The organism is Variovorax sp. ZS18.2.2, from assembly GCF_024701975.1.
Lineage (GTDB): Bacteria > Pseudomonadota > Gammaproteobacteria > Burkholderiales > Burkholderiaceae_C > Variovorax.
Map to the genome: position 1 here is coordinate 1974018 of NZ_JANLNM010000001.1, position 15196 is coordinate 1989213.

Here is a 15196-nt window from a genome sequence, read left to right on the forward strand (position 1 = left end):
AAGGGGCAAACGGCGCATTCGGTTCGCGTCCCCCCGCCGTGAGTTCAGCGCAGCGCGCCAAGGGCCTGCCTGAGCGCGGTGTCCACCTTGCGCACCGAGACGCCGTGGCGCCGGGCCACTTCCTGGCGCGACATCTCGTGCCAGCGCAGCGCGAGCAGCACCGACTGGTGGCGCCGCGGCAGGCGCTGCATCGCGCGGTCCACCGCGGCCACTTCCGAACGTGCCTCGGCGATGAGCTCGGGGCCGGGCTGCAGGTCGGCGATGACGTCCAGGTCCCCACCCGCCTCGTTCGACGTGGGCCAGCGCTTGCGCGCGCGGAGGCTGTCCATCGCGAGGTTGCACGCCACGCGGTACACGTACGCATCGGGGTTCGCGGGCGCCTCCTGCGGCGGGCGCTCGGCCAGGCGCAGCCATGCGTCGTGCAGGCACTCCCTCGCGAAGTCGGCACACCCCAGGTGCCGCTCGAGGCGCCGGTGCAGCGGGCCGTAGTTCGCCGTCAGGTGCGCCCGCAGATCCATCGCGGGCGCCACCGGAACCGGGTGCACCGGCGGCTTCGGCGCGCGCACCTCGGGCACATGCGACTCGGCATGGTCGTCGAGCAGGCGCCAGAACGAAGGCGGTAGCGAGGAGAACCGGTCCGGTGCATGGCCGAAGGCCTGGAAGTCTGGAGTCATGTTGGATGTCCGCTGAACGCCGGGCGCTTGCCGCCAGCCGGGATCTCCGGCCGCGGGAAAGGCCAAGCCTTGAAACCAAGGAAGAACGAGTGCGCCCGCCGGCCCGGGCGCCGGGCGCAGGTCAACGTTGCAGGTTGGCACGCTCCTCGTCCGTCAGTTGCCGGCTCGCCGACGGCGGCAGGCTGCCGCTGGCACCCAGCACGCGGATCACGCTGCGCGGGTTGTAGCTCACGGGCGTCAGTGCCTTGTCGGCGGGCACGTCGTTGTTGCTGCCGTTGTTGTTGCTGCTGCTGTTGCCGCCACCGGCCGGTTCGTTGCCGAAGCCCAGCACGCGCACGGTGAACACCGAGGGCAAGGCCTGCCGCGCCGCGGCGCGGTCGCGCTGCATCACGTCCTGCGCGGCCATGCTGGCCTGCGAGGCCGCCGCGCTGGCGTTCGTCAATGCGCCCACGTTCACCGAGGCGATCACCGGCAGGCCGGACGACTCGCCCTTCACCTGGATGTTGGCGGCGTTGACCACCTGCAGCGCCGCGACGTTCACGTTGCCCGACACGCGGATGCCGGCCTCGCCCGCATCGATGGTGCCCAGGGGCGCGATCAGGTCGACGTCGCCCGGTGGCACCTCGGCAATGGGCGCCAGCGTGGCGATGCCCGCGCCCGAGCTCGGCGCCTGCGGGGAGACCTCCACGTTGCCCACGGCGTCGTACACGCGCTTGGGCGGCGTGTACAGCACCGTGGTCTTGGAGCCGCGGCCCGCATTGATGTCGCCCTTGACCGACCAGGCGAAGATGTCGCCGCCGAAGGTGGTCATGATGCGCGAGAGGCCCAAGAGCAGGCTGCCGTCGCTGAAGAGGCGGATGTCGCCCTCGCCCTGCGTCATCACGCCCGAGGTGGCCGGCGGCACCGCGCCCTGCACGCCCAGGATGATCTGGCCGCCCGGCGCCAGCATCTCGATGTCGCCGCCGAAATTGGTGCGCACGCCCGAGCCGCCGAACATCGTGATGTCGCCGCCGCGCGCGATCGGGTTGCCCGCCGCGTCCTTCTCGGGGAACAGCGTCGAAATCATCTCGCGGCCACGCAGGTACGAGCCCGAACGGCTGCTCTGCGGATCGTTGTACTCGCGGCCGCCTGCACGCAGCTCGGCGTAATACACCTCGCGCAGGAAGACGCGCTGCTGCTCCGGCGCCAATGCATCGAAATACGCGAGGGCCTGCGCGGTGTCGCCGCTGAAGCCATAGCGCGTGTTCAACCATGCGGCGAGTTCCGCCTCGTAGGTCTTGACGGCCTTGCCCGGTTGGCTGGCGAGGGACGTGCCTGCATCGGCGCGCATCGACGGGTCGAGATAGCGCGTGCGGATCGCGGACATGTCCAGGCCCGAGATACCGGCCGCTGCGCCCACGCCCGCCGCCATCGCGATCGATGCACCCGGGCGTGTGTCGCCCGGCACGATCGGTCCGATGGAGGTGATGCCGCCGCGGTCTTCCTGCAGCAGGTTGCGGCCCGCCGTGACTTCCAGCGTGCCGGGGCCGGCGATGTCGAAGTTGGCATAGCGGATGTCGCGTCCGGCCGAGACGATGGAGACGTCGGTCGGGTTGCCGTGAACGATCAGGTTGCCGCGCAGGTTGCCCCCGAGTTCCTGGGGGGCTGCGGTCGAGTCCCCCGGCGCGACGCCGGTGTTGACGATGTCCCGCCCCGCCATGACGCGGATCGGCGCGGCGGCGTTGTACCAGGTCTCCGTCGTGCTGCGCGCGATGACTTCGCCTGTCTTCAGTCCGATGATGTCGCCGCCGGCGGCATAGAAACGCACGGGCGGTGCTTCGGCTACGCGGTCGAGTCCGACCGCCGCCGTGTTCGGGCCGAATGCGAAGAGCGTCGGACCATTGAACTGGGTCGCGTCGCCGCTGCCCGAGATCGCCAGACCGTTGCTCGCAACATTGGTCGCAAGCACCTTGCCGATGCCGTACGCCTGGGCGACGAATGCCGGATTGAACGGCGTGGGCAACGGTGTGCCCGTGCCAGACATGCCGACCGAATACTGGCCCGCGTAGATGGAACCGCCCGCGAGCATTTCCAGCTCGCCCGTGGCCGACGGCGCGAGCGTCAGGCCGTAGTTGATCTTGCCGGGATCGCCCACGGTCAGCGGCAGTGCCGCATAGCCGTAGTAGAGGCTCCCCGTCAGGGCCGCCGCCCGGAAGATGGAGGGATAGACGATCCACGCATCCTTCGATGTGGTGCGCAGTTGGCTGTTGTCGCCGGCCGCCATCGTGGGCGTCAGCTGGCCGCCGGCGGAGATGAGATTGATCGCGCTGCGGCCGGTCCAGAGACTGAACCATCCCTGCCCGCCCGCGTTCGGCGACTGGCCGCCGACCGAGAAGGCAGAGCTGTTGGGCATGTCGCTGCGTCCTGGATCGGAGGCGCCGCCGAGCACCAGGTCGCCGCGCGTCTGCAGGTAGATCGCCGTGTCGCCCGGCACGAGGTTGATGCCACCCCTGGCGTTGGCATAGCTCGCCGCGAACGGGTCCATGCCCCGCGCGTCGACCGGGTCGGAGAACAGGAAGGCGCCCGACAGGTACTGCAGGCCCAGGCTGCCAATCGACGCGGCGCTGACCCCGGTGGCGCCGCGCAAATTTGCGATGGCACCGGTGAGGGGCAGCTTTTCCGAACCCGGGCTCAGGTTGCGATTGGGGTTGAGCGCACCGGCAACGCGCATGTCGATGTCGCCACCGCCGGTCAGCGTGAGCGTGCCGTCGGCACCGACGCGGCCGGTGCTACCCACTGCGACCACGAGGCCTTCGCTGCGGTCCGTGGCGTTCTGCACGCTGGTCTGGGTGCCGCGCAATCCGATCGTTCCCGCCTCGCCGCCCACGCGGATGCGGATGTCGCCGCCGCCCAGCGTGCCGATGCCGGTGAAGCCGGTGAGGTCCGGTGCCTTGCGGTCCGTCCCCGGCGCCGTAGCCGTATAGGCGCCGAAGTTGATCCACCACGCCGTGGGAATCGCCTCGTCGATGGCCGCCGTGCCGGAGCCCTGGCGCCACAGCCAGTTGCCCGGCAACACGCTCGACAGCCCGCTGCCCATCAGGTCGCCCACCAGGTTGCCCCCGGCTGCGACCAGTACGTTGCCACCCTGGTCGGGGTACCAGGCGCGATACGTCGCCAGGCCGGCGCTGTAGTCGAGCAGCTCGGATTGCGGACCGATCGGCGAGCCGCTGGCGTCCTTGCCGCGCGGGCGGTTGTACGCTGCATCGGCTGCTGTCGCCGCGCCGGCGGTGTAGACGCCGTAGAGCGAATCCATGCGGATGTCGCCGGCAGCGAGCAGCTCGAGGTCGCCGGTGCCGGTTCGCAGCACGCTGAAGGCCGGTGCGACAACTTGGCTGCCGGTGATGCTGGGCGGGCCGGAGGTCTCCACGCAATAGGACGGATCGAAAACGCAAACCCAACTTTCAGACTCCGGCACCACTTCGCCCTCGACATAGTCGCCCATTTCGTGCGCGTTCGGACCCCAGGTAATGACCGTACTTCGGCCAATGATGTAGTCCCTGATGCCGTGCGTGTCGCCCAGCCGAAGGGCCGCTGTGGAAGCCGGGTTCAGCGCGCGCCGGTCGGCCGAGCCGAGATCGGCTCCCGCGACCAGTTGCACGTTCCACGACGTGGCACCCTCGCCGAGCATCGGCGCCACCGCCCAATTGCGCCCCTGTACGCCGTTCACCGAAGGCCGCAGGTTGATAGGCTGGTCGCCAGGCAGTTCGATCGTGGTCAACGATGGAATCAGCGATCCCCGCGCGAGAACAGTCTGGCCGGTCGTGTTCATCTCCACCGGCAGCGCCACGCCCTTGGGCCAGGTGAGCGCGGCCACGCCCGCCGGCACACGCAGCGCCGTTCCGGCACCGAGCCGCATGCCCTCGCCCAGCGCGGTGGCGGTCCGCAGCACCGTGCCGGCCGCATAGGCCAACGACCCATCGGCGTTGTAGATGTTGGCGGCGACCACCGTGCCCGCCGAAAGGTTCAGCGCGCCCGTGAGCACAGCGTCCACCGGCAGCACCGTGCCCGCGGGGAGCGTCATCGCCGCCACGTTCACGCTGTAGTTGAGCGTCGATCCCGCGGGGAAGACCGTGCCGGTGTCGAGCACCACGTTGTCGATCGGCACCACGATGTCGCCGCCGAACGCGGGCAGGGCAGGATAGTGAGCCTCCGTCAACACCCAGCCGCTGTCATCGGGCGTCGCCGGAGGCGGCGCGAAGCCGTCGTTGATGCTGCCGTGGACATTGAGCCCGCCCGCTGCACGGATCACCAGCTTGCCGGGTTCGCCGTAGCCGCGCCGCGCCGGATCGTTGCGGTCGGCACCGGGACCGTAGCGGTAGCCCGAGAGATCGAGGTCGCCGTCCACCGTGATGTCGCCATGCGGGTTGTTCATGCGGTCGCTGACGATCTCCACGCCCGGCCGCAGGTGATAGCTACCCAGGCCCGACAGCCGGTTGGCGAGTGCGCCGTTGCCCAGCGCGGCATTGATGAAGAGCTGGCTGTCCCCGTCGATGCGATCGAGATAGCCCTGCGTGATGAGCTGAGGCCGGTAGCCCGACACGTCGGGCAGGTCGGCCAGCGGCGCGTCGTCGTAGCTGCGGAAGGCGTTGACCGCGACGGTCTTCGCGCCCTGGACCACTGGCGTGCCGTTGACCGTAACGGCCACGTCGTCCGCGCCGACGCGCGGCGCATTCAGGTCGAGCGTGCCGCGCGCGCGGCCATCGTTCTGCCCCGCCTTCGCGCCCACGGCGACGTCGGTGCCGGCCCGCAGGTCGATGCGCGCACCGCTGCCCAGCGTCAGCATGCCCTCGGCGCTGGTGAGATCGACGATGGCCCGGTTGGGGCTGTCGATGATCTTGCCGTAGCTGTCCACGCGCAGCCCGGTGCCGTGCGCGTCGAGCGTGCCGTTGACCGTGAGGTCGCCCTTCGCGGCGAGCCGGATCGAGCCGACCTGGAAGCCGCTCGCGTCGATGCGGCCGTCCACGCGCAGGCTGCCGCCGTCCACGGCAATGGACACCTCGCGGGCCTTCACGCCGTCGCCCACCACGAGGTCGCCCTGCTTCACCTGGAAGCGGCGCGCGCCGAACACACCGCCTTCGTTCAGCCGGTGGTTGAGGTCCGCGAAGTCGCCCAGCGTCTGCGCGCGCACCGTGAGCTCGCCCGCGTCGTAGGGCACCACCGTGCCGCCCGCGTCGTAGCTGCCGCTGCTGCTGCCGCGAATGGCGCCCAGCAGGTCGACGCGCCCCGCACCCGCGCCCTCGCCCAGCGCGGTGGCCTCGACAGTGCCGCCTCGGTTGTTGCGTGCCGAGACGTCGATCACCGAGCCTGCAGCCTGCGCGATGCTGCCCGCCGCGCTGGTCAGCACGAGGTCGCCGCCCCAGCTGTACTTGTCGACATCGAACAGCGCCACCTTGCGGCCCGACAGGTCGATGCGCGAGCCGGCGCCCAGCGCAATGCCGTCGGTCGCCGCGAGCACCAGCCGCCCGGAGGGCAGCACGATGCTGCCCTCCAGGCCGATGCTCTTCCCCTTCAGTTCCAGTGTGGCGCCGAGCGCATCGTTCGATGTGGCCGTGGTCGCCGTGCTCGCACCTTCGGGCGCCGCCACCTTGATGGCGCCGCCCGCGGTGATGCGGGTCTTCGAGCCCGCCTGCCCCGTCAGCAGCGGCGATGTGATCGCGAGGTTGCCGCCTTCGTAGGCATAGCCTTCACCCGGCGTGTACGCGCCCTGGCGCTGGTACACCGCAAGCGTGCTGCTGCTGTCGGAGGTCACGCGCTCGGAGGCCGTGAGCTTCACGTCGGCAAAGCCCAGTGCGAGCCGCGCATCGGTCTGCGTGCCGTTCGCCTGTGCATACGGGCCGTGGCCCAGCACGATCGAGCGCGCGGCGATGTCGAGCGTGCCGCCACCCGGCAGCCCGGTGACCGCGGCGCCGGGCGCGCCCTCGGCGCCGGTCCAGACGAATTCGCCCGCGCGGATCGCGACCACGTCGCCGGCCGCGCCGTAGCCGTAGATCGCGGGCGTGCCGAGCACCAGCCGGTCGAGGCTCGATGCATCGAGCTTCACCGCGCCGTAGGTGTTCACGGCATCCCGCGCATTGAGGGTCAGCGTCTCCAGTGCGGGCGCGCCGGTGGCGGTGTTGCCGGCCAGCAGGCTGTCCAGCTTGGCCTGGTTGAGCACGAGCCCGCTCGGCAATTGGCCACCGGCGCGCGCGGCGGCGATATTGGCGTCCTCGCCGAGGTTGACCGCGGCCAACGCCAACGAGAGGTTGCGCGTGCCGTAGGAGACGTTGTCGGCCAGCGTCAGCGCACCCCCGGTCGCAATCGCCAGCGTGCCCTCCGACACCAGACGGGTCGCGCCGTTGCAGGCCGCGCTCACGCAACTGCCGATGTCGATCGCAACCGTTCCGGGTCCTTGCGCCGCGGAAGGTTGCGCGAGAACAAGATTGAACCAGCCATTGGACAGGGCAACCACCCCGGTGCCGGTGAACACATAGCCGTCGTTCGAGCCGTAGCTCGCCGTGCCCCTGCCGATGGTGCCGAGCGACGCCCCTTCCTCGATGGTGATGCGGCCATCCGCGATGGGCGAAGGTGCGCCCACGAGGATGAGTTCGCCCGCCGACAGGTTGGCGCCGCTGCGCACGATCAGGCTGCCGGCGCCTGCGATGTTGACGATCCGGCCGCGCTGGCCATAGGTGGTTCCCAGCGTGCCGTTGAGCACCAGGCGCGAGGTGCCCAGCTTGTTCAATTCGCTGTCGTGGACCGATGCGCCCGCCAGCGCCTCGTCGGCCGCTTGCCCCGCGGCGAGAACCTCGGCGAGGTTGCGCACGTTCACCGTGCCGCCGAAGCCCACGCTCGCGGGCTGCGCACCCAGGCGCAGTTCGCCGTCGAATTTCAGCGCGGTCCGGTCCGCTTCGCCCACGGGCGGCCTGGACAGCATGATGTCCAGCGTCTTCGCATCCGAGGTGAGTGCCGCGCGCAGAAAGCCGCGCCGCGCCGCATCCGCCTGTACGAAGGCGTTGTAGTCGGTCTCGTTGTAGCTCGAGTAGCTGCGCGCCTTGTCGCCCGGCGTGATGACGACCTGGTTGGGCAGCGCCTCGCGGATCGACGTGTTGGCAACGCCGAGGTAGCCGCCCGCAACGTAGGAGCCGTTGCCCACGCTCGTGACACCCGAAAGCCCGATGCGGTCGGCCGCGCCGATTTCCACCCGGAAGGCGCCCGGCAGCAGGCTGTAGCTCGAGGGCATCAGCGTGTAGGTGCCGGCCGGCAGGCCGGGCACGCCCGCGGGCACGGTGATCTGCTGCCCGATGCCCGGCGTGCCGAAGCCCGCCTCGGGCGCCACCGGCGCATAGCTGGCCGCGCTGCCGGGCACGATGGCATAGACGGCATTGCCGGCCCGGCTGAAGCCGTTGGCAGGGTTCGCGTTGGCCAGCGCCGTCGCCAGCACATCGACCGAGCCACCGCGCCCGCTCACGAAGCCCGCGCCGGCCAGTGTGCCGCCGCCCGACAGGTCGAGCACGGAGCCCGCCTGTGCGTCGAGGTGGCGCGTAGCCACCTTGATGCCGCCCTCCAGGTCGCCCACGCCCTTGAGCACCACCGGCTGGCCGTTGTACAGGTAGCTCAGGCCATCGACGGTGCCGCCGTACGGCATGAGCAGGCCTTCGCCGCTCACCGAGGTGATGCTGCCGGGCAGCAGCGTCACGCGGTTCGTGGCAGCCGTGAACGGGTCGGTCTCGGTGCCGAGGGTCAGCCGTCCCAGCGGCGCCCGCACGATGCCGCCCTGCTCGACGGTTTCGGCCTGGAGGTTGATGGTGCCGAAGGCCGAATACGGCATGGCAACTTCACCTTCGCCATAGCGACGGATGGAGAGAACGCTGCCGGGAACATAACTTCTGAATACGCCGCCCGTCAGGGCATAGCCAGCCGTGATGGTGTTTACCGTCCCTGTCCCTGGATAGATCTGCGCGGCCGCCAAGTGCACATCGCCAGGTGTCGCCAGGCTTGCGCCGAGCAGCCGCAAGTCGCCGCGGCTCGTGAGTTCGACAGCTTCGAACCCGCGCCGGTCGACCCCATAGCTCGTGATGCCCAGGTTGACATCCGCGCGGGTGCCGAAGCCGAAACTGCCCCGCAGGTCGACCAGGTCCGCCAGCACGGAAAACGTGCCGTCGCCCTGCTGGCGGGACGGGCCGTTCTCCCAATGGGCCATCGGCATGATCTGCGTGTCCGCCGAGGCCCTGCGCGTCGTGCCCGCCAGGCGCACATAAGGCGCCGACAGCGACACCGTCGAATCCGCTGGCGTGGTCTCGCCGTGCGCATAGGTGCCTGCATACAGGCGCAGGCTCTGGCTCATGCCGAGCGCGACGTTGCCGTCGAAGCTGAGCGGCCCGTCGACGAGCACCGAGAGATTGCCGAAGCCGCCGGCCTCGATGCGGTCGACGCCGACGCGCGCGGTGCCCGTCAGCAATTCGCCGCGCGCATCCGCCATCGTCTGCGCAGCCGCCACCGGGCTGTCGCCTTGCGTCTGCGCCAGCACCAGCTCGCGGTGGCGCAGCACGTCGCCGCGGGTGGTCGCCCTCTCGTAGAGCGGCGATGCGAGCGCGAGCGCGAGCGTGCCGCCCGCCGCACCTTCGCCGCCGGCCGCCGCGCGCAGCGTGCCGTCCAGGTACAGGCCGTGGTTGGACTTCAGCACGATCGAGCCGCCGTTGCTGGCCACCGTGATGGGCGCGGGCGAGCGGCCCGGTGCGCTGCCGGAGGGATCGAGCACGGCACGGGTGCCCGAGGCATCGAGCAGCGCGCCCGAGCGGATGACGATGAACGCGTCGGCGGCATCCGCCTCGCCCGTCTTGTCCCAATCGAGTGCGCCGCCGATGCTGATCGTGCCGCCGTCGGCCACCTGGCCGTAGGTCCGGCCGAACACGTCCTGCGCAGTGGCCGCGCGTGCGGCCACGTCCAGCACGGCGTGGTCGCCGATCCAGATCAGGCCCGGCGTGCCGGGCAATGCGCTGCGGGGCCGGTCGATCGCGATCGTGCCGCCCGGTGCGCTGAGCTTTCCGTCGACCGTGACGTCGCGGCCCAGCAAGGTGATCGACTGGCCGGGGTCGACGTCGATCGCGGTGCCCGGCCGGATGTCGATCAGGCCGCCGGCGTTCGATGCGTTGCCCGAACCCACCGTCGATTGCAAGGTGAGGCTGGCGCCGCCGCGCTGCGTGAGCACGCCCTTGACCGGGTCTTCCGTCCAGACCGGCGGGGTCCAGAGCGCCAGACCGGCCGCGGGGTCGCTGCCGGTCGCGGACGTGTTCGCCCCGTCGGTGAACCGGTACACGGGCATCCGGACATCCAGACGCGCGTTGTCGGCCACGATGACGCCCAGGTGGCCGTTGAGGTCGTAGCGCGCAAACCCAGACTGCAGGACGGACGGATCGATTGAGGTGTTGGACCGGGTGGCCACGTCCTGCCTGAAGACGGAACCGGCGACCACGCGGGAGCCGCTCGCGAGCGTGAAGTCCACCGGCGCTGCCTGGCCGGCGACGACCGTCACGTTCTGGGGGTTGACCGGAATCCCGTCCGGGAAGACGTTCGCGGGCACCACGTAGCTCAACGGAAACCGCTGGAGGGTGAAAGACACGATCCCGATCAGCGTGGACCCCGCCGGCAGGGTCTCGATGACCGCCCCGTCCCCTGTTTGGCCCACGGTGATGTCGCGTGGCGCGCCATTGACGATGGCCTGCAGGATGTAGGTGCTGCCGGCGACCCCGGTCGCATCCGGAGGCGTCCAGTCGGCCGCGAGAACGACGTTGAGTGCCGGATCGCCGGCCACGAGAAGCGGCGCGGCCCCCAGGGCCTCGCCGGGCCGCGCGCGCGTGCGTCTGTAGGTGTAGTCCACCGGAAGCAGATCCCCGGCACGAACTTGGTAATCCTGCAGGAGGATCAGGTCGAAGGGAGCCCTCTCGCCCGCATTCAGCACGTCGCCGGTGCTGCGCACCTGGCCGCCGATCACGATGCCGCCGCCCGATATCAGCTTGAGCGTGCCGCCGCCGTTGACGCCGTAGCCGCGGATGTCGCCATCGATCGTGAGCAGGCCGTGCGCGACCGAACCGCCGGGCACCACATCCGCGCCCAGTGTCACGTCGCCGCCGCGCCCGCCGCGCGTCTTGCCGTTGACCAGCACCGCGCCGCCCGAGGACACGTCGATCGAGGTGCCGGCGGCGAGCGTCACCGCGCCCAGGCTGCGGATGTCGACGCTGCCGCCGTCGAGGTACGCGAGGCCCAGGCCATTGGCCGGATCGAGCTGCAGGTTGGTCCAGAGGCCGCGCGCATCGAGCTTGGCGTCCTTGGCGACGACGACTTCACCGGGGTTCTCGGCGACCGGCGTCGGCAGCAGCCTCGGCGTGAGGCCCGAGCGCATCAGCGGCGTGGCTGCATTGCCCAGCACGATGGCGCCGCTGCGCGCGCTGAGGTCCGCATTCACCGCGACCTTGGTGGCGAAGAGTTCGATGCTTCCACCCGGCGATACGGCGAGCCCGCCGTCCACCGTCACGCTCTCGTTCGCCACGGCGGTGATCGCACCAAGGCCGAAGCTGCTCAGGTGCTTGCTGCTCAGGTACAGCGTGTCCTTGCGGTCCTGGGGCAGTGGCCCGTCGGGCGACAGCCCCGCACCGAACTGCGGCTGCGCGTCGTCGAACACGATGCGCTGGAACGTGGGTGCCAGCGCACGGAAATCGCCCAATGGTCCCTGCCCGGTATCGGTGTTGTAGCCGGTGGTGTAGCTGCCGAGCACCAGTTGCGCGGCCTGCGCCGCCGCGTTGTGCGACTGGGCGTAGCCGTCGAGCGCGGCGTCGCCCTTCACCGTCTGGCGCGGCCCCTGGTACGCGGTGGCGGTGATGTCGCCTTCCAGCACCGCCGCACCGGTCGACACCACCAGCCGGCCCGCGTCGCGGCCCACGGTGTAGCCGTTTTCGAGCCGGCTCTGCGGCCCGATCAGCGGGTTGTAGAAGTAGCCGGTGGTCTTGTCGCCCCAGCGCTCGTGTGCGTCCTCGAAGCCCTTGTACAGGCCGCTGTAGGCCACGTTGGCCGGCGCATTCGACACCTCGTAGAGCCGCCCGTCGACGCCCTTGAGCCAGCTCTGGCGGATCACGCCGGTCTGCACGTCGAGCGTGCCGCCGGACAGGTTGATGTTCGAGCCCGCCTGCGTGACCACCTCGCCGCCGCCGAAGGTGACGCTGCCGCCCTGCGCGGCCCATTCGCCGATGCCATGGCCCTGCAGGCCCAGGTAGCCGCCGACTTCGAGCAGGCCGCCCGCGGTGTACCAGCGCTCCTTGTCGTAGCCGCCCACACCGGCCGCCACGTACACCAGCTTGCGCCGGTCGATCCACACGTTGGCGTTGTTCAGCTTCGTGGTGTCGCGGTTCAGCGGCGCATCGCGCTGTTCGTTGCCCTGGATGTTGATCTGCACGTTGTTGGAGGACATGGCCACCTGCACGCCCATCGCACCCGATACGTCGAGCCGCGCACCGTCGGCCACGGTGCTGCGCCCGCCGACCTGGCCCGCGCTCACGGCGAGCTGCCCGCCGGTCGCGAGCGTGGTCGAGCCGCCTTCGAACAGCACGTTGCCGCCGGTGACGATCTCGATGCGCGAGAGGTCCTGCCGGTCGTTCAACAGCGAGAGGTTGTCGAACGCACCGGTCGCTCCGGCCAAGGTGCGCAGGCTGTTCTGCTTGCCCGATTCGGCGATGGCGGCCTCGCGCTGGCCGTCGAGCGCGGTGCGGCCGTTCTTGTCGTCCAGCAGCACCGCATTCAATGCGCGCTGCGTGACCGTGACGCTGCCGAGCTTGTCGCTCGCCGAGTTGAGCAGGTGAATGGTGCCGCGCGTGTCCACCGTGGTGGTGGCGAGCGCCACGCCGTCCTGCACCACCTTGCGGCCGGCCAGCGTGATGTCGCCCTCGGGTGCCAGCAGCAGGCCGGTGTTGACCACGTGGCCCGCCATGCTGTCGGCATTGAACTGCGGCGACACCTCGTTGCCGCGCGTGGTGGAAGCCTGGTTGGCAGCAGTGCCCTGGCCGGGCCGCACGATGAAGAAATCGCCCGCGGCCATCTGTGCCTGGCCGCGCGGCGTGGTGATGGTGCCCGCGTTGCTCACCTCCTGGCCCATCAGCAGCACATAGCCGCCGCCCTGCTTGACCGAGGTAGGCGTGCTGGTGGTGATCCGCGCGCCCGCCTCCACCCGCACGGCGCCGCCCGCGTCGGTGAAGCTCGGTGCGTAGCTGTCGGCGGTCTTCGCGCTGTGGATGCCGTTGGTCTTGAACTGCGCGTCGCTGATGCGCGCGGCGGCCGCCACGAGGTTGCGCGTGTCGGTCTGGCTGCTGCCGCTGAAGACGATGCCGTTGCGGTTGGCGATGAGCACCGTGCCGTTCGCCTTGATCTGCCCCTGGATCTGCGAAGGCCGCGCCTGCGGATCGTTCACGCGGTTGAGCGCCGCCCAGTCGGCCTGCTGCCTGAATTCCACCGTCGTGTTGCGCCCGACGTTGAAGGTCTCCCAGTTGAGGATGGCCCGGTCGCCGGTCTGCTGGATCGCGACGTTCGTGCGGCCGTCGGGCTGCTGCGACTGCACCGGCGCCTGTGCGTTGTGCCAGCCCGCGGTGAGGCTGTTGGTGTCGACCCTGAGGCCGCCGTCGGCGAGGCCGTCGGGAACGGACGATGGATCGCGCAGCGCCGCCTCGCGCGCCGCCGCCTGCGCGGCCTGCTGCGCCGCGATGGACTGCGCGGCGAGGTTCAGGTTGCCGATCGAACGCTGCAACTGCGCATTGGCTTGTTGCTGCTGCTGCGCGGGGTTGGTGAGGTTCGATGCCGGCATGCCGTTCGGCAGGCGGCCGGTCTGCGCGGCGCTGGCCTGCGCCGCACCCTTGCTGGCGAACCATGCGGGGCTGAAGGCCTGGCCCGCGTGTGCCGGCCCCCAGGCGCCGATCGCCGCGAGCGCCACGGCGACCGCGCGCGCGAGCGGCGTCAATCGGAGATCGCCGCCGGCAGCGGCCTGGCGAAGTTCCGCCGTGGAGCGGCGCGAACGGATGGTGTGCGGATTCAAGACCATGAGTGCCTGGGGCGCAAGTGCGAGGATTGCGAGGAAGAAGAGGTGTCTGGCGCTGCGCCCGGTGCGGCGCTGCGATGGGGAAATCGGATGTCGCCGGCCGCATGGGCGATCCGCGGCCGGGGTGCCGCGCCGCGGCGGTGCTGCGTCGGGAAGCACTCGCGCGCCGCCGGCAGCAGCAGTGCCCACAACGCCATCGCCTCGCGCCATGCCCGGGCATGCGCCGCGCTGCGTGCGCACCAGATCGCCAGCGCGCGAACTTCCCTGTCGCTTGCGCGCAGGCGGTTCAGGCGCACGATCCAGTCCAGCGCTTCACCCAGGCAGGCGTCGTCGCTGCGTGCATCGCGTGGGCGTTCGTCATGAGGCATCGCATCCATACCTCCATGACGAGCCTGCGCGGCGCAACCCGTAAATTAATTTCGACTCAGTCTCTCAGCTCAGCACCACGATGCCGCCCGGCAGGCTGCGCATGCGTGCGCCGTAGAGTTCGCGAATCATCACGGGCGCGTTGTCGATGCTGCGCAGGTTCAGTTGCATCCTCACCAGCGTGCGGCCCAGCTCTTCGTTGCGCAGCAAGACCTTGCCGGGCCGGTAGCGGTTGATCTCGTCGATCACTTCCACGAGCGGCATGCGGTCGAAGGACAGGATGCCCGTTCGCCATGTGCTCACGCTGGCCTCGTCCGCGCGCACGACCTCTTGCAGGCCGGCCTTGTCGTAGGTCACCTGCCGACCTGCTTCGAGCGAGCGCTGCTCGCCGTTCACCGACACCGTCACGCGGCCGTCCAGGCAGGTCACGCAGACCTGCGGACCGGTGTGGCGGATGTTGAAGCGCGCGGCGCGCGCCACGAGGCGGCCGCCGCCGGTTTCCACGAGGAAATCGCTCGCACCGTTCGCCACGATCTCCGCCTCCCCCTCCACCAGCACCATGCCGCGAGGGCCCGTGTCGGCGCCGATGCGGTTGATGAGCGTCTGCGTGTTCATGCGCACGCTGATGCCCTGCGCCAGCGCCACCTGGCGCTGCTCGCCGGTGGCGGTGCGGTAGTCCGCCGTGAGCTCGCCGACCGAGGGCCACAGGCCGAGCGGCGGATCGACCGCCATCACGCCCGCCGTCACCGAGGCCGCGACCGCGCCACCGAGGAACGCCCGGCGCCGCGGCGACTGCAAGGCCAGGGCCGCGGAGAGCCCCCGCAACGAGAACGCGCCGGCGCGCGATGCCTGGCGCACGGCCTCTTCGGCCAGCAGCGGATCGAGCGCGGACCACGTCCGCATCACCTCGCGCCAGGCCTGTGCATGCGCCGTACTGTGGGTCGCCCATTCGCGGAACGCATCGGCGTCGGCGCGGGTGGCCCGGCCCGAATGCAGGCGCACCCACCAAGCCTCGGCCTGGCGTTGCAGCAGGGATTCGGGATCGGGGGAAGACATGGCGCTC

General features: G+C 70.5%; 4 protein-coding genes. All 4 read right to left on the minus strand.

Annotated features, from left to right (window positions below; all coding sequences use genetic code 11):
- Positions 1-44: 44 nt before the first annotated feature.
- On the minus strand, positions 45-674 hold the full coding sequence (locus NU688_RS09300; RefSeq protein ID WP_257860252.1) for an RNA polymerase sigma factor: 630 nt from the start codon (positions 672-674) through the stop codon (positions 45-47).
- 121 nt (positions 675-795) lie between these two features.
- Positions 796-13764, minus strand: a complete 12969-nt coding sequence (locus NU688_RS09305) for a filamentous hemagglutinin family protein (RefSeq protein WP_257860254.1) — start codon at positions 13762-13764, stop codon at positions 796-798.
- Positions 13761-14135, minus strand: coding sequence for a FecR/PupR family sigma factor regulator (locus tag NU688_RS09310; protein WP_257860255.1), 375 nt, complete (start codon positions 14133-14135; stop codon positions 13761-13763). Before NU688_RS09310 ends, NU688_RS09305 begins: the two co-directional genes overlap by 4 nt.
- Positions 14136-14199: 64 nt before the next feature.
- Complete coding sequence (locus NU688_RS09315) at positions 14200-15189, minus strand: FecR domain-containing protein (RefSeq protein ID WP_257860256.1); 990 nt, start codon at positions 15187-15189, stop codon at positions 14200-14202.
- Positions 15190-15196: the final 7 nt, after the last annotated feature.

Excerpts from the sequence above, each read along its gene's own strand:
- NU688_RS09300 (WP_257860252.1), bottom strand. The coding sequence starts at position 674 with ATGACTCCAGACTTCCAGGCCTTCGGCCATGCACCGGACCGGTTCTCC.
- NU688_RS09310 (WP_257860255.1), bottom strand. The coding sequence starts at position 14,135 with ATGCCTCATGACGAACGCCCACGCGATGCACGCAGCGACGACGCCTGC.
- NU688_RS09315 (WP_257860256.1), bottom strand. The coding sequence starts at position 15,189 with ATGTCTTCCCCCGATCCCGAATCCCTGCTGCAACGCCAGGCCGAGGCT.